This is a genomic window from Erwinia wuhanensis (genome assembly GCF_030484085.1).
In the GTDB taxonomy this organism is placed as follows: domain Bacteria; phylum Pseudomonadota; class Gammaproteobacteria; order Enterobacterales; family Enterobacteriaceae; genus Erwinia; species Erwinia aeris.
On record NZ_JAUJUH010000004.1, the window covers coordinates 60,664 to 80,062 of the forward strand.

Sequence of the window (19,399 nt, forward strand, 5' to 3'; positions counted from 1 at the left end):
GCACATTACCTTTAAACATTATTCGCAGCGATAAATATACACCTATCCCTAAAATACATTGCCATCCCAATAACCACATGCCTGTTCAATCCTGTAAAACCTTTTTTAAATAGCGCTGTACCACCGTCTCTAAAAAAGACCAATATCTCTATTTTTCCTTATTTAACTGTTTATCAAACAATAATTGTTTTTATCCCATAAAAAATTAACGGCATATTAATTAAGGTTAATTTACTCATAACGTTTCCTCCAATTTTTCATATCTTCTTTTCGTAAACTTTATATACTTAACCACCTTGTTACTGATTTATTTTTTCCAATTATCCCTCATCGGAGGTATTTGCGTGGCTACTTTTCCTTTGACTACCGTACAGCAAGCCGTCTGGCTCGATCAGCTTCTTACCCCAGAAGCACCCTGCTATAACGTGGGCGCGCTGTGGCACATCGATACAACATTTACCGCAGATCTATTGCATGACGCTACCAGGAAAGTTATGGCGCAGCATGAGGCGTTAAATATCATTCTTGAAGAAGATGAACACGGCATTAATCAGACGACCGTCCATAAAAAAGAACCCGTCCTTGAATACCACGATGTCAGTCAGGCGTCTCTGTCGTTAAATGAAGCCAAAGCATTTATTCGCCGCCAGTTTATTAAACCTTTTAAATTACATGGCGAACTGCTCTGGCGCAGCATGACGGTTAAAGTTAATGATGTCACTACGCTCTGGCTGTTCAGCACGCATCATATCATTGCCGACGGCACCTCAGTTTCGCTGTTAAGTAAAATGATTATGGCCGGTTATAAATCATTACAGGCGCAGGCGCCCTGTGCGCCCGTTCTCTCTGCGGGCTATAGCGATTTTATTATCCGCGACCAGCAATATCTCTGCTCCGAGCGCTATCAGCACGATCGGGCATATTGGATTAACCATTTTGCCGAAGCGCCCGCTTCATTGCTGGAGCGCCGTCAGGGCTTTCAGGAAAATAAAGCCTGGCCCAGCGCGCACGCGGTGCGGCGTATTACGGCGGCACGCTATCAACAGCTGAAAAACTTTGCAGAGCAGCACGGCGGCTCTGCTATGCATTTTTTTAGCGCGCTCCTCGCCTGCTGGTTCGCTCGTCAGTGGCAGACCGATTCGCTTACCCTGGGCATGCCGGTGCATAACCGCAGCGGCGCACGCTATAAGCAAACGCCCGGCATGTTTTCATCGATGATCCCGGCCAGGCTGGCTATCGACGTTAGCCAGCCTTTTGCCCCCTTGATTAAACAGGTCGCTGACGAACTGCGCCGAAGCTACCGTCACCAGCGTTTTCCCATCGCCGAGCTGAATCGCCATCTGCGTCTTAGCCAGCAGGGCCGCCGCCAGCTGTTTGACCTGAGCTTTTCGCTGGAAACGTTTCCGACCGACATCGAGCTGAACGGCCTGCCGCTCAAGGTCGAGGCGATGCGCCATCACCATGAACAAATGCCGCTGGCCGTGTATTTACGGCACTACCATCCCGGCGACGACCCGCTGCTTGAGTGCAACGTCAATCTGGCCTGGTTTAGTGAAGAAGAAGCGCAACGTATCGCCGATCGCCTGCTGCAAATGATGACGGCAATCCTGGACGGCCCTCAGGATCTGCCCGTGGCGCAGCTGCCTTTGCTGCTGCCCGACGAGCAGAAAAATATTTTTCATCGCTGGAACGCTACGGAGCAAGCCTGGTCTTTTCCCGAAGGTATCCACCGCTATTTTGAACAGCAGGCCGCCGACCGTCCCGACGCCATCGCGCTCTGTGGCTACAGCCAGCAAACCAGCTATCAATCGCTCAACCGCCAGGCTAATCAGCTGGCCTGGCATTTACGCAGGCAGGGCGTTAAGGCGGACGACCGCGTGGCGCTTTGCGTTGAGCGCAGTCGCGAGATGGTGGTAGCGCTGCTGGCGATACTGAAAGCCGGCGGTGCCTATGTGCCGCTTGACCCCGATTACCCGCAGGAGCGCCTGGAACATATGCTTGAAGACTGCGGCGCCGTCGCGCTGCTGGTTGACGATGCCGGGGAGAAAGCCCTGCGGGGGTTGGGATCGGTTCCCCGCCTGCATCTGCTGAATGATAAAATGCACTGGCGGGAAGCGCCAACCGGCAACCTTTCCGCTGCCTGCGACCATCCACAGCGCTCGCTGGCCTATGTTATTTATACTTCAGGCTCGACCGGTAAGCCGAAAGGCGTAATGAATGAACACCTGGCCGTTATGAACAGGCTGAAATGGATGCAGCAGGCTTATCAGCTTCGGCCGGAAGAGACGGTGTTACAAAAAACACCGTTCAGTTTTGACGTCTCGGTCTGGGAGTTTTTCTGGCCGCTGATGACAGGCGCGCGGCTGGCGCTGGCGAAACCTGGCGGTCATCGCGAGCCGGATTACCTCAGCGAGGTTATTCAGCAGTACCAGGTTACCACGCTGCATTTTGTTCCTTCCATGCTGCAACTTTTTTTACGCCACGGCGACATGGTCCAGTGCGGCAGCCTTAAACGCATCGTTTGCAGCGGTGAGGCGTTGCCGCTGGCTACCGTGCAACGCTGCCACCAGCAGCTGCCCCAGGCGGCTTTGCACAATCTTTACGGCCCGACGGAAGCCGCCGTGGATGTTTCTGCCTGGCACTGCTCGCCTGCGGATCCGCGTCCGCTAATCCCTATCGGCAAACCCATTGCCAATACTCGCCTCTATATTCTTGACGCGCAGCTGCAACCCGTTCCGCCTGGCGTCAGCGGCGAGCTGCATATTGGCGGCATTCAGGTCGCAAGAGGCTATCCCAACCGTCCTGAACTGAGCAGGGAACGGTTTATCGCCGATCCTTTCAGCGCCTGCGGTGAAGGCCGGCTGTACAAAACCGGCGACCTGGCCCGCTGGCTGGACGACGGCAGCATCGACTATCTGGGGCGCAATGATTTTCAGGTAAAAATTCACGGTTTGCGTATCGAACTGGGCGAAATTGAGCAGCAGCTTGGCCACTGCGCTGGCGTAGAAGGTGCGCTGGTGCAGGCCTGCGATGACGATCGGGGCGATAAGCGGCTGGTCGCCTGGGTAGTGGCTAAACCGGAAGCGCGGCTTGAGCAGCGGCTTCGCGAACAGCTGAAGGAAACGCTGCCCGATTATATGATCCCGTTCGCTATTGTGCGGCTGGATGCCTTCCCGCTCTCGCCCAACGGCAAGCTGGATCGTAAAACGCTGCCGCAGCCCGTTTTACAGGCACGGGAAGAGAAAACCTTTCTGCCGCCGATCGATAACGAGGAGCATCTGCTGGCCGCGTGCTGGAGCGATCTTCTGGGCGTTTCCCGGATCGGCCGCGACGATGATTTTTTCGAGCTTGGCGGTCATTCAATTCATGCCATCCAGCTGATGATGAAGTTGAAAAACCAGGGGATCGCAATAGAGATGAAGACGCTGCTCTCGCACGCTACGCTGCGTCAACAGGCCAACGCTATTCGCAGCGGTTACCATGCCGAAACCCCGGCCGCCTCGCCGCCGCCGCTGCAAAAACTGCTTCAGCATATGAACAGGTCGCAGACAGAGTTTCGTCTGCTTCAGCCTTTGAATGTTCATACGGCCAGCCGAGAAATGTGGATGGTGCATCCCGCCATTGTCGGCTGCGAGATCTATCAGGATCTGGCGCTAAGCCTGGAAGGCAAAATGAACGTCATCGGGATTAATAACTATAACCTTTTTAATCAGCCTGCCGTGTCTGCCCTGCCCGCGCTGGCTGCTTACTATTTGCAGCATATGCTACAGCGCGGCCTGCCGCAGGATCGGCCGGTTTATCTGCTCGGCTGGTCGTTGGGCGGCATTATTGCGCTGGAAATCGCCGCGCAGCTGGAACGCGCCGGTTATCGGCATATCCACGTTTTTGTGCTGGACAGCCTTTACCAGACGGCCGTTCAGCAGCGCGTTACCCCAGGCATGCTGGGATCGCTGCTGGCGGCTATTGGCTTAGAAGGCGAAGCGGCCCGGCGCGTTATTCGCATTGAAGACACGGAGTTAAAGCTAAACGATCAGCCGCTGAGTTCAGCGCTTCGCCATACCAGGGTGACGCTGTTCAAGGCCACAAAATTTGTGAACCTGATTAATATCGATCGAAACGATGGGCGCGAAATACTGGCGATGACCGATAATGGATTAGGTCAAATTTGTCAGCATCTTAAAATCGTGCCGCTGGCAGCGGATCATCACTCTATTATCTCTTGCCATCAGGACATTATCGCCGCGCTAACCGACAACCACGCGACGAAAAGCTCTACCGCATAACCGCTGCTTTCAGGGCCGTAACCACTGGCGTTTGCGGCGCTTTACCGATGCGGGTAAGATAATCCCTCTGCCTGCATCTTTCCCTGCAACTTATTAAAATCAGAGCGATTTATACGGAAAAGCAGCGCCCGTCCCCGAACAGGAACAACCGTTTATGGAAAGCCGTAGCAGCGAGCGAGTAAAAAAACTGGCCCACGCGCTGAAGCGTACCGACAAGATCCATCTGAAAGAAGCGGCGCTGCTGCTGGGCGTTTCCGAAATGACCATTCGACGCGATCTTGGCGAGCAGCCCTCTTCCGTGGTGCTGCTTGGCGGCTATATCGTCAGCGATCCTAAAGCTACCCAGCGCCACTACTTCGTTTCCGATCAGCAGGCGCACAACGTGGAAAAGAAGCGGCGGCTGGGCCAGCTGGCGGCCACGCTAATTCAGCCCGGCGAAACGGTGTTTTTTGACTGCGGCACCACCATGCCGTGGATTATCGACGCCATTGATAACGAGCTGGAGTTTATCGCCATCTGCTGCGCGGTAAACACCTTCCTGGCGCTGAAAGAAAAACCCCGCTGTAAGGTGATCCTCAACGGCGGCGAGTTTCACGCCGACAACGCCATTTTCACGCCGCTGGGCCAGGGCTCGGTTATCGATAATCTTTGTCCCGGCAAAGCCTTTATCTCTGCGGCGGGCATTGATGCGCATCAGGGCGTGACCTGCTTCAACCTCAACGAACTGCCGATGAAGCATCAGGCCCTACAGCGCGCCAGCCAGAATATCCTGGTGGCGGACAGCAGCAAATTCGGCAAGGTGCTGCCCGCGCGCATCGGCGAGCTCTCGCTGTTCGATACCCTAATCAGCGATAAAGCGGCGCCGGAAGCGCTGGCCCGGCGGCTGGAACAGGCGGGCGTGACGCAGTACTCAGGATAATCTGCCGCCTGCGTCTGTGATTGCCGGGTGAAACCAGCTAAACTTCGCTATCTGAGTGGGCAGCGACTGCCCCGATTATTACACAGACACCAAGAGGCTCATCCTACGTGGCTCAATTCGTCTATAGCATGCATCGCGTCGGCAAAGTGGTTCCGCCGAAGCGTCATATCCTGAAAAATATTTCCCTGAGCTTTTTCCCCGGCGCAAAAATCGGCGTCCTGGGCTTAAACGGCGCGGGTAAATCTACGCTGCTGCGCATTATGGCCGGCATTGATAAAGATATCGAAGGGGAAGCTCGCCCGCAGCCCGGCATCAAGATCGGCTATCTGCCGCAGGAGCCGCAGCTCAACCTGGAGCATACCGTTCGTGAATCGGTAGAAGAGGCGCTGGCCGACGTCGTGGGCGCGCTGAAGCGTCTGGACGAAGTTTACGCGCTGTACGCGGAAGAAGACGCGGACTTCGATAAGCTGGCCGCCGAGCAGGGTCGTCTGGAAGAGATTATCCAGGCGCACGACGGCCACAATCTGAATACCCAGCTGGAACGCGCCGCCGACGCGCTGCGCCTGCCGGACTGGGATGCGAAAGTCGCTAACCTTTCCGGTGGTGAGCGTCGCCGCGTCGCGCTGTGCCGTCTGCTGCTGGAAAAGCCGGACATGCTGCTGCTGGACGAACCGACCAACCACCTGGATGCCGAATCCGTGGCCTGGCTGGAGCGCTTCCTGCATGACTTCGAAGGCACCGTAGTGGCGATTACCCACGACCGTTACTTCCTGGACAACGTCGCGGGCTGGATCCTGGAGCTGGACCGTGGCGAAGGTATTCCGTGGGAAGGCAACTACTCCTCCTGGCTGGAGCAGAAAGATGCCCGCCTGGCGCAGGAAGCCTCCAGCGAAGCGGCCCGCCGTAAATCGATCGAGAAAGAGCTGGAGTGGGTGCGTGCCGGTACCAAAGGCCGTCAGTCTAAAGGCAAAGCGCGTCTGGCCCGCTTTGAAGAGCTGAACAGCACCGACTATCAGAAGCGTAACGAAACCAACGAACTCTTTATTCCACCTGGCGCGCGCCTGGGCGATAAAGTGCTGGAAGTCAGCAACCTGCGCAAATCCTATGGCGACCGCCTGCTGATTGACGACCTGTCGTTCTCCGTGCCGAAAGGCGCCATTGTCGGCATCATCGGCCCGAACGGCGCGGGTAAATCAACGCTGTTCCGCATGATGTCCGGTCAGGAACAGCCGGATTCCGGCAGCATCGTGCTGGGCGATACCGTCAAGCTGGCCTCGGTCGATCAGTTCCGCGACAGCATGGATAACTCGAAAACCGTCTGGGAAGAAGTATCCGGCGGCCAGGACATCATGCGCATCGGCAATACCGAAATGCCAAGCCGCGCCTATGTCGGCCGCTTTAACTTTAAGGGCGTCGATCAGGGCAAACGCGTAGGCGAACTGTCCGGCGGCGAGCGCGGTCGTCTGCACCTGGCCAAGCTGTTGCAGGTCGGCGGCAATATGCTGCTGCTCGATGAGCCAACCAACGACCTGGACATCGAAACCCTGCGCGCGCTGGAAAACGCCCTGCTGGAGTTCCCTGGCTGCGCAATGGTTATCTCGCATGACCGCTGGTTCCTGGACCGTATTGCCACTCACATCCTGGACTATCAGGATGAAGGCAAGATCGAGTTCTTTGAGGGTAACTTTACCGAATACGAAGAGTACAAGAAGCGTACGCTGGGTGCGGAAGCACTGGAGCCGAAACGCATCAAGTACAAGCGTATGGCGAAGTAATCTCGCTACGCCGTGCCCGGCTGTCTGCCGGCACGGCGTGTCACCTTTTTCTGCCGTTGAAATCCCCGTAGTTCGCCTGAACGCACCACGCCCTGACGATAAAATCCCCGTAGTTCGCCTGAGCACACCGAGCCCTAACGATAAAACTCCCGGAAAATCTCCGACTCCAGCGCGAAATCGACAAAGCGCACCAGCGCGGGCGAGTTCAGCTTACGGCTGGGATAAACCAGCCACAGCTCGCTGCCCAACGCTTTCCAGTCCTGGAGCACCTCTACCAGCTTTCCTTCAGCCAGCATGTCTTTAGCCAGCATTTCCGGCAGCAGCGTAATACCCGCATCGGCCAGGGCGCATTCTCGCGCGTACAGCAGATTATTGGCGGTATGCACCGGCGGCAGCTGCCAGCGATAATACTCATCCTCTTTTCTTAACGGCCACTCGTTCCATACCTGATGGGCAATGCAGCGGTGATCCGCCAGCTGCTGAGGATGGGTAAGCGCTTCATAGCGCGCCAGATAGGCAGGTGAAGCGACCAGTAAGCGCCTGGTGTAGCCAACCCGCCTGCCGATAAGCGAAGAATCCTGCGGCTGGCCGGTACGTAGCGCAATGTCATAGCCTTCCTGCACGATATCGTGCATCCGATCCGATACTGACACCTCCAGCATGACATCCGGCCAGGCCTGCTGAAAAGCGGCGTTAAACCGCGCCAGCAGCGTGGCTCCGATCCCGGCCGGCGACGTGATACGTAAGCGTCCGCTTGGATTGTCCCGCAGGCGATCGATGGTCATGCTGGCCCTTTCGCTGGCCTGTAGCATCTCGCGGCAGTGCACCAGATAACGCTCGCCAGCAAAAGTCAGATTAAGCTGGCGGGTCGTACGGTTAATCAGGCGCAATCCCAGCGCCTGTTCAAGTTGACTGATACGTTGGCTGACGCTGGATTTCGGCAACCCTGCGCGCTTTGCTGCCCCGGTAAAACTGCCGCACTCGGCTACCATTGCAAAGAGAGCCATATCCTGCAGCTGTTTAAACATTATTGTTCACCTGAAACGAACGCTGAGTTAGTGATTGTGCGACTTATCATTAGTCTGCTTAGCTTCTACACTCAATAGCATAAATCAAAGGAGAGGTGTTATGACAATCAGAGCTATTGCCGTTAATCCAGAAAAACCGGATCAATTTATTGAAATACAAACAGATAAGCGTGGCCCTGAGGGTTACGACCTGCTGGTCGAAGTGAAAGCCGCCTCGGTGAATCCGGTGGATACCAAAGTCCATAAGGGCGCGCAGAAAAACGGCCTTAAGGAGCCGCGCATCCTGGGCTGGGACGCCAGCGGCGTGGTGCTGGAAGTCGGCAGCAAGGTCAGCAATTTTAAAGTCGGCGACGAAGTCTATTATGCGGGCGATCTCACCCGTCCGGGCAGCAACGCCACGCAGCAGCTGATCGATTCCCGCATCGTCGGCCACAAGCCCACCTCGCTGAACTGGGCCGAAGCCGCCGCGATCCCGCTGACCGCCCTGACCGCCTGGGAAGGTCTCTTTGACCGCCTGCTGATTGATAAGGCTGAAGAAGGCAAAACGCTGCTGATTGTTGGCGGCGCAGGCGGCGTAGGCTCGCTGGCTATTCCTTTCGCTAAGCTGCACAGCAAGGTCACCATTATCGCCACCGCTTCTCGTCCTGACTCGGCGCAGTGGTGTAAAGATCGCGGCGCGGATCTGGTTATCGATTATAAAGATATGCCTGCGGAACTGGAAAAACATGGCCTGAAGCAGGTCGACTATATTTTCTGCCTGAACGATACCGACGGCCACTGGGAGACGCTGGCACAGCTGATCGCGCCGCAGGGGCAAATCTGCACCATCGTGGAAAACGAAAAGCCGCTCAATATGGATCAGCTGAAGCTGAAAAGCGCCGCGCTGCACTGGGAGTTTATGTATACCCGCAGCATGTATAACACGCCGGATATCGCTCGCCAGGGTGAAATTCTGGACGCCACGGCGAAACTGCTGGACGACGGAAAAGTCACCACGTCGCTGAGCAAAACGTTGCAGGGACTGAGCGTGGAAACGCTGACGGAAGCGCACCGTCTGGTGCTGGAAGGCCATATGCGCGGTAAAGTGGTGATGGTTTATTAATCGAACTCCCGAGACGGCTCGCAATCCTTCGAGGGTAGAAACGATATAATGGCGTCGGCGCTTGAGGCTTTTTGCCTCATGTCGTTGGCAGCGATGCTGATGGAGAGTGTGGCAGAAAGAAGAAAGCCCCGAAGGTCATTTTTCAATTAACCAACGAGGCGTTCTGCATGACCAACAGCATCAGAATAGCCTCTTGCCCGCCGCAAGGCAAGGAGAAGGCAGCCATGAAAATACCGCATAACACGCTTATTCTGTGCATATTAATAGTGTGTCTCACGCTGTTACTATTCACCGGCCTGGTAAGGAAATCGCTCTGCGAGATCCGCTACAGGGACGGTAACAGGGAGGTGGCGGCGCTCATGGCTTACGAATCCGGCAAGTAGCTACCTGAAGGCGGGGGAAACCCTGCCTTTTTGGAGATGATGAAAGCTGGCGTGCCGCAAGCGCCTTTTACAGGGCCGTCGGGTAACGCTGACGGCCCTTTCCGATCTTTTTATCCGCCGCTTCTGTGAGCTGTCCCGCAGCCGCTTAGCCAGATGCCAAAATTTCCCTCGCCTTGCCCCGCCATCCTTGTGCGGCTGTACGATGCCGCCGCCTGGACGCTTTTTTATACTGAAACGGCAACAGGCAGCCGGCGCTCATAAATCTGATTACAAGCCGCTGTCTCCCTCCCTACCCGATGAGGTTTATGGCATGAAAATCAGTCACATTGAGGCGTTCCGCCTCGCTATTCCTTTTGAAAGCGATCGCAGTACGCCAGAGGAGCAGACAACGGCCTGGAACGCCGCTTCGCCTGCGTTAAAGAAAATGGAAACGCTGCTGGTGCGCATTACCACGGACGATGGCCGCCAGGGCTGGGGTGAAGGCTTCGGCCATTTATGCAATCCGGTGACGCTTCAGGCGCTGGAATCGCTGGTCATCCCGCTTTTTCTGGGAAAAACGGCGCCCGCAAGCCGCGAGGCGCTGACGGCGCTGGTTAGCGAGGCGGAGCAGGCGCTGCACGCTTTTGGCCGCAGCGGGCCGGTACGCTATGCGCTGTCGGCTATCGATATCGCGCTATGGGATCTGCTGGGTCAACATCTTGGCCAACCTTTATGGCAGCTGCTGGGCGCGACGCGCAGCGAGATCGGCCTCTACGCCAGCCTGGTCAGCTACAACAACCAGCCGGAAGAGGTCGCTCGTCAGGTACGGCGCGCCTGGCAGGCGGGCTTTCGCACGATGAAACTGCATGAAACTGATTACGCCGCCATTGCCGCCGCCAGAGCCGCGCTGCCGCAGGAAGCGACCCTGATGGTGGACGTAAACTGCCCGTGGACGGTAGCGGAAGCCACCGCCCGCGCTCGCCAGTTGGCGGAATTAAAGCTGGGCTGGCTGGAAGAGCCGATCTGGCCGCCGGATGATATTGCAGGCCTGGCGGCGGTACGCCGCGCGGGCACGCCGATAGCCGCCGGGGAAAATGTTTGCGGTGACTGGGGATTTGAGCCGTTTTACTCTGCGGCGGCGGTGGACGTGCTGCAGCCCAGCGTGGCAAAAGTAGGCGGCATCACGGCCATGCTGCGCGTGATGGCCCAGGCGGCCGGGCACGGCATTAAAGTGGTGCCGCACTGTTTCTACTACGGCGCAGGTTTGCTGGCGACGGCGCACCTGGTGGCCGCTTTGCCGCAGGATATCCTGCTGGAAGTGCCCTGGATCCGCTTCATGCCGCAGCTCTATCCGCAGCTCGATTTTTCCCCGACGCTTGCCCTCTCCACTACGCCAGGCCTGGGTTTCTCGCCCGATCTGGCCGTGCTGAAAGCTCATACCATCAGCCATATCACCTTAAGCGCGGAGGCCAGTCATGTTTAAAAACTATCGCAGCGTTGTGGCGCTGCTGCTGTTTTTCGCGGGCGTGCTCAACTATCTGGATCGCGCCGCGCTGTCGGTGATGGCGCCGCTGGTGAAAAAGGATTTGCAGATTGACGACGCGCAGATGGGCATCCTGTTCAGCTGCTTTTTTATCGGCTACTGCCTGTTCTGCTTTTTGGGCGGCTGGGGCGCCGATCGCTACGGCCCGCGCAAGGTATTTGGCTGGGCGGCGGCCGTCTGGTCGCTGTTCTGCGGCGCGACGGCGCTGGCGGGCAGCTTTACGCACCTACTGATCGTCCGCGTGCTGTTTGGCATCGGCGAAGGGCCGATGGGCACCACCACCAATAAATCGATCTCCAACTGGTTCCCGCGCAAGGAAGTCGGCCGCGCCGTCGGCTTCACCAATGCCGGTCAGCCGCTGGGCGCCGCTATCGCCGCGCCCGTGGTAGGATTGGTCGGGCTGCACTTCGGCTGGCGCGTTTCTTTTATCGTGATTGCCGCGCTGGGCTTTGTCTGGCTGGCTTTCTGGCTGTGGCTGTTTCGCGACAGGCCGGAACACCATCCGCGCGTCAGCGAGCCGGAAAGACAGATGATCGCCGCTCAGCGCCCCGCCACTCGCGTTACTCCGACGGGCCAGGCTAAGACGCCGCTCTGGCACTACGTGCTGTCGCTGCCGGTACTGGGCGTCGCGGCGGCCTTCTTTTGCTTTAACTACATCCAGTTTTTCTTTCTGTCATGGCTGCCCAGCTACCTGACCGACTTTCAGCATCTGGATATTAAAAGCATGAGCCTGATCGGCATTCTGCCGTGGCTGGGCGCGACCATCGGCTTTATCGGCGGCGGCATGATTTCCGATGCGCTGTTCCGCCGTACCGGCAATTTTTTGCTGTCGCGCAAGCTGGTGATCTTCTCTGGGCTGGCGGTAGCCGCCGTCTGCGTGATGCTGACGGCCTGGGCCAGCAGCGTTACGCTGGCGGTTTCGCTGATTACGCTGGCCAGCGTGTTCGCCTATATGACGCCGCAGGCGTGCTGGTCGCTGCTGCAGGATATCGTGCCCGCCGAGCGCATCGGCACCGCCGGCGGCTTTGTGCATCTGCTGGCGAACCTGGCGGGCATCCTGTCGCCGGGCATCACCGGGTTTCTGATCCAGTATGGCGGCGGCTATTCGTCGGCCTTTTTACTGGCCAGCGTACTGGCGCTGACCGGAATGGCGCTGCTGGGTATCTTTGTGCGTGAGCGCAGCGTCAACGCGCTGCGGGCGCTGGCTTAGCCTGCAAAAAGGGAGCGTCCTTTGCTCCCTTCAGATTGATGACAAACTTAAAAGCTTGCGGGTACACCGCCGTTTTTTTACAGCAACACTATCGCTTCACGGCGGCAGAGGCTGAGCGGATAAGCGGACCGTTTTCGCGCATGGACGCGCGAAACGAGCCTACAGGGACGTATTCACGGCGTGTCCGTGTTCCGCTCTGCCTCTGCCGCTATTCACCAGACTAGTAGCTATCTGATGGCTGAGTACAGGTTTGTCAGCAGCCTGAAGGGAGCGTCCTTTGCTCCCTTTATTCTATTCGCTCAACTGCCGGTTGAACGCGCGCCCAGCATCTCCTGTACCAGCTCCACGCAGCGCAGAAAGCGCTCGTCGTAGCTATCCTGCTCGACGTGCACAAAATCGATATTGTTCGCCTCCAGCATGGAAACCAGCAGCGCCTGGAACTCTTTGCGATCCACCGAGCTGCCGAGGCTACGCAGCCCGTCCGCTACCCAGGGGACGTTGTTCTCGACCAGGATCACCAAATCAAAGCGGTACTCATCAATCAGCGCCTGCACAAAAGGATGCTCGCGCCCCTCATACTTCTTACAGAAGGCCTGGGTCGTCACAAAGTCGGTATCGATAAAGGCGACCTTGTTCGCATATTTCACCGCAAAATCGATGTACTGTGCCTGGCCCAGCGCGATCTTATCGTAGTCAGAATATTGCAGCGCCATCTCGTCGCCGCCCAGGTGCGAGAACACGTAGTCGCGGCCAAATTCCCAGGCGCTGGTAGTGTTAAAAATATTTGCCAGCTTGTTAACCAGCGTCGATTTACCGCTCGACTCGCCGCCCAGGATAGCCACCGTGCGCACAAAGAACGGTTTTACTTCCGTCGGAATATATTCCCAGTAGCGGAAAGGATCCTGGCGGATCTGCGCGCCGCTGATGTTCATAAAGGATCGTTTAGGATCGATCAGCACCGCCTCAATGCCCAAATGCTGCTGATACTGCGGCGCATCCGGCTCTTCGCTGGTATAAACCCGATTGGGGACAATACCGTGGTTTTCCATAAAGTCATTGATGCCCCGGCTCCAGACGTCCCAGCCGTGCGGATAAGGCTCCATGCCCTCTTCGTTAAACGAATGGATACGGATATTTTTCTGGTACTTAAAAGTTTGCAGCAGCCAGCGCAGGCGATCGCTGACGGTCGGCTGCTGCGACATGGCGCTGGCCTCGAACAGCTCGCGGTCGCGCGACTCGTCGTAGCCCATAATGATATGCAGCTCGTCAACCTGACTACAGGCGCGCTGGATCAGATAGATGTGGCCGGTATGCAGCGGATAGAATTTGCCGAACACCACGCCGATGGTTTTTTCACGGCGCGGAAACTCCAGGCCAAGATAGCGGTGCAGCGCCTCCAGCTTTTGCGCGCTGGGGCTTTTGATCTTGGCGTTGAGCAGCTGGCTGAGGTAGCCCTTGGTCATGCCGCTGGCTTCCGCCACCTGCTGCAACGTACAGCCCTGCTGGCGAATAGCCGTTTTCAGATAATCAAATGACGACACCGGGTGCCTCCTGCATAACGGGCGTACGTTCCGCCGCTTTGAAATGCGGAGCGCGCAACACGCTCCGCTTTTAAGTTAAAGCTCGTCGAGGATCGCCAGCGCGTCGGCCAGCTTTTTCACGCCGTACACCTTCATGTTCTCCGGCGTTTTCTTCGGCACGTTGGCAATGGGCACAATGGCGCGACGGAAGCCGTGCTTGGCCGCTTCGGAAATACGCTCCTGGCCGCTCGGCACCGGACGGATTTCTCCGGCCAGCCCGACCTCGCCAAACACCACCAGATCCTGCGGCAAAGGGCGATCGCGCAGGCTGGAGACCATCGACAGCATTAACGCTAAGTCGGCGCTGGTTTCCGTGACCTTCACGCCGCCGACCACGTTGACGAAAACGTCCTGATCGGCCATTTGCAGACCGCCGTGACGATGCAGCACCGCCAGCAGGATCGCCAGACGGTTCTGCTCCAGGCCGACCGCCACGCGTCGTGGATTCCCCAGCATCGAGTGATCCACCAGCGCCTGGATCTCAACCAGCAGCGGCCGCGTGCCTTCCCACAGCACCATTACCGAACTGCCGGAGGTAACCTCGTCGCCGCGGCTGAGGAAGATGGCGGAAGGATTGCTGACTTCCCGCAGCCCCTGTTCGGTCATGGCGAACACGCCCAGCTCGTTCACCGCGCCGAAGCGGTTTTTATGGCTGCGCAGGGTGCGAAAACGCGAATCCGCATCGCCATCCAGCAGCACCGAGCAGTCGATGCAGTGTTCCAGAACCTTTGGCCCCGCCAGCGAGCCGTCTTTCGTAACGTGGCCGACCATCACGATCGCCACGCCGCGTGTTTTCGCAAAGCGGGTCAGGTAGGCGGCGGTTTCCCTGACCTGCGCCACGCTGCCGGGCGAGGACTGGATATCCGCCATATGCATCACCTGAATGGAGTCGATCACCATCAGCTTCGGCTCTTCCTGCTCGGCGATCTGGCAGATCTGCTCAATGCTGGTTTCCGAAAGCATATTCAGATTGGCGGTCGGCAAACCCAGCCGGTGCGCGCGCATCGCCACCTGCTGCAGCGACTCCTCGCCGGTGACGTAGAGCGTTTTCATGTTCTCGGAAAGCTTGCAGAGCGTTTGCAGCAGCAGCGTACTTTTCCCCGCGCCGGGGCTGCCGCCGATCAGGATGGCGCTGCCCGGCACCACGCCGCCGCCCAGCACGCGATCGAACTCCTTAAAGCCGGTGCTGAAGCGCGGCAGCGCCTCCAGGCTGATTTCCGACAGTTTTTGCACGCGGCTTGGGCCAGCGCTGCCCGCATAGCCGGTCAGACGTTCGTTACGCGCCACCGTTGGCGACGCCGCCAGGCGCACCTCGGTGATGGTGTTCCAGGCCTGGCAGGCGCTGCATTGCCCCTGCCAGCGTGGATAATCTGCGCCGCATTCATTACAAACAAAGGCGCGCTTTACCGCTTTGGCCAAATCTACCCCTTAGCGTTCTTCATGGATCAGGCTGCCGGTCAGGATGCAGAGCACGCCTAACAGGTCAGCATGACGGATGGTAACTTCTGTTTTTTCGTTAACTTTCGGCTTGGCGTGATAGGCAATGCCCAGCGCGGACGCCTGGATCATCAGCAGATCGTTGGCGCCGTCGCCAATTGCCACGGTTTGTTCCGGCGCGATCTCAAAGCGCTTCGCCAGCTTTCGCAGCGTCTCGGCTTTGTATTTCGCATCGACGATATCGCCCAGCACTTCGCCGGTCAGCTTGCCGTCGCGGATTTCCAGCTGGTTCGCCACAATCGCGGAAAGGCGCAGCTTATCGCGCAGGTATTCCGCAAAATAGGTAAAGCCGCCGGAAGCGATCGCCACCTGCCAGCCCAGCGCCTGGAGCTTGTGCACCAGCGAACTGAGACCCGGCATCAGCGGCATTTCCGCCCTGACCTGTGCCAGAATATTGGCGTCGGCGCCTTTAAGTGTAGCCACGCGCTGGCGCAGGCTGGCGGTAAAATCGAGTTCGCCGCGCATCGCGCGTTCGGTCACTTCCGCCACCAGCTCGCCGCTGCCCGCCAGTTTGGCGATCTCGTCGATACATTCAATCTGGATAGCGGTGGAATCCATATCCATTACCAGCAGACCCGGCGTTTTCAGGTGCGGAATACGGCCCAGCGGCGCCACGTCCAGCCCGGCTTCGTGCGCCAGTTTGGCCGCGCGCGGCGTCAGCGAGCCCGCCAGCCGGATAACCTGATAGTCCTCCACCGCCCAGGCGCTGACGATAACCATCGCCGCCCCCAGCCTGTGCTGTAGCGCCGTCAGGCGATCTTTATTCAGGCCGCGCCCATACAGAAGCCAGCCGGTGCGGCCAGCGCGATAATCCAGCGGCATCACTTCATCGCCGCTGAGGGAAAGAGGTAAACCCGGCCAGAGAGAGACATCCGAAGGCAGGTCGCACCAGGTCAGACTATTTGGCATTACAGCTCCTGTAGGGGACAGTTTAATCACGCAAGAGGCTACCCTGTCTCGCCCGCTTCTGGCAACATAAATGCGGTTCCGTTTCCGGACAATAGGTGAAGGGCAAAAATGGCAAAAGCCAAACTAACATTTCGGCTGCACCGCACGGTAATCGTCCTGATCTGCCTGGCGCTGCTGGTCGTGCTGATGCAGGGCGCATCATGGTTCAGCATGGGCCATCAGATGGCCCGCTCGGAGCAGGTGGAGGAGCTGGCGCGCACGCTGACTCGCCAGGTCGCCTTTAGCCTGTCGCCGCTGATGGAAAACAGCGATGACAACCATCAGAAGATTATCGATGTTCTCGCACAGCTGACCAAAGAGAGCCGCATTCTGGACGCATCGGTCTATGACGACAGCGGCACGCTGCTGGCGCGCAGCGGCGAAACCATTAACGTGCGCGACCGGCTGGCGCTGGACGGACAACGGGCCGGCAGCTACTTCAACCATCAGCTGGTGGAGCCGCTGGCCAGCGCTGACGGGCCGCGCGGTTTTCTGCGCGTCACGCTGGATACCCACGTGCTGGTGACGGATTCGCGGCAGGTCGATAACACCACCAATATCCTGCGCCTGATGATGCTGCTGGCGCTGGCTATCGGCATTATCCTTACCCGTACGCTGCTGCGGGATCGCCGCACGCGCTGGCAGCAGTCGCCCTTTCTGCTTACCGCTAACCGTCCGGTAAAAGAAGATAACGGCGACGACGCGCCTGCGGATAAAAGCTAGCGGTCGCTTTTTTCCGGGCGGCCTTCACCTCTTACGCCATTCGCTCAATCTGCGGCGGCAGCGCGTTCAGCGTCTGCTGCATAGCCGCCGCAATCCGGCAAAACTCGTCACTCCATTCAGCGCCTGCGGCAATCATCTGCCAGTAGCGCTGCGCCATAGCTAATGCCCGAAACCACACCTCGCGCGGCACGGCGGGATCGAGGGCAATCTGCGGCGGCATCAAGCGGGCCGTGCAGCAAAAGTGACGTTATTGCAGACATAATGACCCACCATGAATAGATACTTATCACTTAATTGTCTGAGGATAAAGGACAATAGCAAAAAACGAGCGGGAAAGATGAATAGATACTTTTACGGGAAAACCGGTCGGTTCACCGACCGGTTTTAGCCAATGGCCGCTGAGGGCAGCGGCCGCTTAAATCAGGCTTTATCGCCCAGCAGAACGGATTCCAGCGCGATCTCAACCATGTCGTTAAACGTGGTCTGACGCTCGGCCGCCGAGGTCTGCTCATGGGTGCGGATATGGTCGGAAACGGTACAGATAGCCAGCGCTTTCGCGCCGAACTCCGCCGCCACGCCATAGATGCCCGCTGCTTCCATTTCCACGCCCAGGATGCCGTACTTTTCCATCACGTCGAACATCTGCGGATCCGGCGTATAGAACAGATCGGCGGAGAAGATGTTGCCGACGCGTGCTTCCACGCCCAGGTTTTTCGCCGCGTCTACCGCGTCGCGCACCATATCGAAATCGGCGATGGCCGCGAAATCGTGATCCTTGAAGCGCATCCGGTTCACTTTGGAATCGGTGCTGGCACCCATACCGATCACGATATCGCGCAGCTTCACGTCTTCACGAACCGCGCCGCAGGAGCCTACGCGAATAATCTTCTTCACGCCGAATTCGGTGATCAGCTCTTTGGCGTAGATTGAGCAGGAAGGAATGCCCATGCCGTGGCCCATCACGGAGATTTTGCGGCCCTTGTAAGTGCCGGTATAGCCCAGCATCCCACGCACGTTATTGACTTCCACGGCATCCTGCAAAAAGGTTTCCGCAATATGCTTTGCGCGCAGCGGATCGCCCGGCATCAGCACCACGTCAGCGAAATCACCCATTTCTGCGTTAATATGAGGGGTAGCCATCTTTTATCCTTATTTACTTTTTGCCGGCTTGCACCGGCGTGTTACGTTGCGCTGATTACAGCATGCTTTTGCCATATTCCATCGCGGACAGGCCAAAATACGTTGCGACAGTCTGACCGATATCCGCAAAAGTGTCACGGTATCCCAGCGAGCCGGGCTTAACGTTCGGGCCGTAAATCAAAATTGGGATGTGCTCGCGGGTATGTTCCGTGCCCTGCCAGGTTGGATCGCAGCCGTGGTCGGCGGTGAGGATCAGAATATCGCCCTCTTGTACCAGCGCCATCAGCTCCGGCAGACGACGGTCAAACAGCTCCAGTCCGCCCGCGTAGCCAGCCACGTCGCGACGGTGGCCCCAGGTGGAGTCGAAATCCACAAAGTTGGTAAAGACGATGCTGTTGTCCGGCGCCGTTTTCATCTCCTGTACGGTCGCGTCAAACAGCGCGTCCAGCCCGGTCGCCTTCACTTTTTTGGTGATGCCGACGTGCGCATAGATATCGGCGATTTTGCCCACGGAGACCACTTCGCCGCCTTTTTCCTCCACCAGCTTTTTCAGGATGGTGGGCGAAGGCGGTTCAACGGCCAGATCGTGACGGTTGCCGGTACGTTCGAAATGCCCCGCTTTGTCGCCCACAAACGGACGTGCGATCACGCGGCCAATGTTATAGCCGCCTTCGGTCAGCGCTTCGCGGGCGATTTCACAGAGATCGTACAGGCGCTGTAAGCCAAAGGTTTCTTCATGACAGGCGATCTGGAACACCGAGTCGGCAGAGGTATAGAAAATCGGCTTGCCGGTTTTCATATGCTCTTCGCCCAGCTGGTCAAGGATCACCGTGCCGGAAGAGTGGCAGTTGCCCAGATAGCCAGGCAGGCCCGCTTTTTCTACCAGCTCGTCCAGCAGCGCCTGCGGGAAGCTGTTCTCTTTTTCCGTGAAGTAGCCCCAGTCAAACAGCACCGGCACGCCGGCGATTTCCCAGTGGCCGGAAGGCGTATCTTTGCCCGACGACAGCTCGCTGGCATAGGCGTAGGCGCCGATAATTTCAGCGTCTTTATCCAGCCCCAATGGGAACTTACCGGTAGAGGCCTCCGCCGCTTTGCCTAAGCCCAGCGCGGTAAGATTGGGCAGATGCAGCGGCCCTTTGCGGCCGATATTCGCTTCGCCTTTAAAGCAGGCTTCGGCAATATGCCCCAGCGTATCGGAACCTTCATCGCCAAACTTATGAGCGTCTTTGCTTGACCCAATGCCGAAAGAGTCGAGCACCATAATAAATGCACGTTTCATCGTGGTCTCC

15 protein-coding genes are annotated in these 19,399 nt (G+C 57.8%); 8 read left to right on the forward strand and 7 right to left on the reverse strand.

From position 1 onward, the window contains the following. The first annotated feature begins 344 nt into the window (after positions 1 to 344). The 3 genes from QZH36_RS10775 to ettA all read left to right on the forward strand — a co-directional run bounded on the left by QZH36_RS10775 (position 345) and on the right by ettA (position 6,977). Entirely contained in the window at positions 345 to 4,283 is a 3,939-nt protein-coding gene (locus QZH36_RS10775; RefSeq protein WP_301730191.1) for a non-ribosomal peptide synthetase, read from the forward strand. Positions 4,284 to 4,437: 154 nt separating this feature from the next. After that, positions 4,438 to 5,202 carry a DNA-binding transcriptional repressor DeoR gene (gene deoR / locus QZH36_RS10780; protein WP_301252421.1) on the forward strand — a complete coding sequence of 255 codons (765 nt, stop codon included), beginning with the start codon at positions 4,438 to 4,440 and terminating at the stop codon, positions 5,200 to 5,202. Between the two features lie 107 nt (positions 5,203 to 5,309). Then, positions 5,310 to 6,977 carry an energy-dependent translational throttle protein EttA gene (gene ettA / locus QZH36_RS10785; RefSeq protein WP_125290490.1) on the forward strand — a complete coding sequence of 556 codons (1,668 nt, stop codon included), beginning with the start codon at positions 5,310 to 5,312 and terminating at the stop codon, positions 6,975 to 6,977. A 134-nt stretch (positions 6,978 to 7,111) separates the two neighbouring features. Here ettA and QZH36_RS10790 read toward each other — a convergent pair whose 3' ends face one another. Beyond that, the gene (locus QZH36_RS10790) at positions 7,112 to 8,008 is read right to left on the reverse strand and encodes a LysR family transcriptional regulator (RefSeq protein WP_253461126.1); all 897 of its coding nucleotides are present in this window, start codon (positions 8,006 to 8,008) and stop codon (positions 7,112 to 7,114) included. A 97-nt stretch (positions 8,009 to 8,105) separates the two neighbouring features. Here QZH36_RS10790 and QZH36_RS10795 point away from each other — a divergent pair, with 97 nt between their 5' ends. The 4 genes from QZH36_RS10795 to QZH36_RS10810 all read left to right on the forward strand — a co-directional run bounded on the left by QZH36_RS10795 (position 8,106) and on the right by QZH36_RS10810 (position 12,222). Further along, positions 8,106 to 9,107, forward strand: coding sequence for a zinc-binding alcohol dehydrogenase family protein (locus QZH36_RS10795; protein WP_253455423.1), 1,002 nt, complete (start codon positions 8,106 to 8,108; stop codon positions 9,105 to 9,107). A 224-nt stretch (positions 9,108 to 9,331) separates the two neighbouring features. After that, on the forward strand, positions 9,332 to 9,490 hold the full coding sequence (locus QZH36_RS10800) for a type I toxin-antitoxin system Hok/Gef family toxin (protein ID WP_253461128.1): 159 nt from the start codon (positions 9,332 to 9,334) through the stop codon (positions 9,488 to 9,490). 310 nt (positions 9,491 to 9,800) lie between these two features. Then, positions 9,801 to 10,952 (forward strand): mandelate racemase/muconate lactonizing enzyme family protein, encoded by a 1,152-nt coding sequence (locus QZH36_RS10805; protein WP_301730192.1) that lies wholly within the window; start codon positions 9,801 to 9,803, stop codon positions 10,950 to 10,952. Beyond that, positions 10,945 to 12,222 carry an MFS transporter gene (locus QZH36_RS10810; protein WP_253455427.1) on the forward strand — a complete coding sequence of 426 codons (1,278 nt, stop codon included), beginning with the start codon at positions 10,945 to 10,947 and terminating at the stop codon, positions 12,220 to 12,222. Before QZH36_RS10805 ends, QZH36_RS10810 begins: the two co-directional genes overlap by 8 nt. A 299-nt stretch (positions 12,223 to 12,521) precedes the next feature. Here the strand turns inward: QZH36_RS10810 and nadR are convergent, their stop codons facing one another. The 3 genes from nadR to serB all read right to left on the reverse strand — a co-directional run bounded on the left by nadR (position 12,522) and on the right by serB (position 16,208). After that, a complete protein-coding gene (gene nadR, locus QZH36_RS10815; RefSeq protein ID WP_301730193.1) occupies positions 12,522 to 13,763 on the reverse strand; it encodes a multifunctional transcriptional regulator/nicotinamide-nucleotide adenylyltransferase/ribosylnicotinamide kinase NadR in 1,242 nt (413 codons plus the stop codon). A gap of 75 nt (positions 13,764 to 13,838) precedes the next feature. Then, the gene (radA, locus tag QZH36_RS10820; RefSeq protein WP_253455435.1) at positions 13,839 to 15,221 is read right to left on the reverse strand and encodes a DNA repair protein RadA; all 1,383 of its coding nucleotides are present in this window, start codon (positions 15,219 to 15,221) and stop codon (positions 13,839 to 13,841) included. 9 nt (positions 15,222 to 15,230) lie between these two features. Continuing rightward, positions 15,231 to 16,208, reverse strand: coding sequence for a phosphoserine phosphatase (gene serB / locus QZH36_RS10825; RefSeq protein ID WP_125290483.1), 978 nt, complete (start codon positions 16,206 to 16,208; stop codon positions 15,231 to 15,233). A 108-nt stretch (positions 16,209 to 16,316) separates the two neighbouring features. Here serB and QZH36_RS10830 point away from each other — a divergent pair, with 108 nt between their 5' ends. Continuing rightward, on the forward strand, positions 16,317 to 16,970 hold the full coding sequence (locus QZH36_RS10830) for a YtjB family periplasmic protein (protein ID WP_253455437.1): 654 nt from the start codon (positions 16,317 to 16,319) through the stop codon (positions 16,968 to 16,970). Between the two features lie 31 nt (positions 16,971 to 17,001). Here the strand turns inward: QZH36_RS10830 and QZH36_RS10835 are convergent, their stop codons facing one another. The 3 genes from QZH36_RS10835 to deoB all read right to left on the reverse strand — a co-directional run bounded on the left by QZH36_RS10835 (position 17,002) and on the right by deoB (position 19,389). Then, positions 17,002 to 17,190, reverse strand: a complete 189-nt coding sequence (locus QZH36_RS10835) for a hypothetical protein (protein ID WP_301730194.1) — start codon at positions 17,188 to 17,190, stop codon at positions 17,002 to 17,004. Positions 17,191 to 17,390: 200 nt separating this feature from the next. Beyond that, complete coding sequence (deoD, locus tag QZH36_RS10840; protein ID WP_125290481.1) at positions 17,391 to 18,110, reverse strand: purine-nucleoside phosphorylase; 720 nt, start codon at positions 18,108 to 18,110, stop codon at positions 17,391 to 17,393. 55 nt (positions 18,111 to 18,165) lie between these two features. Further along, positions 18,166 to 19,389, reverse strand: coding sequence for a phosphopentomutase (deoB, locus tag QZH36_RS10845; RefSeq protein WP_301252413.1), 1,224 nt, complete (start codon positions 19,387 to 19,389; stop codon positions 18,166 to 18,168). Between the last annotated feature and the right edge of the window lie 10 nt (positions 19,390 to 19,399).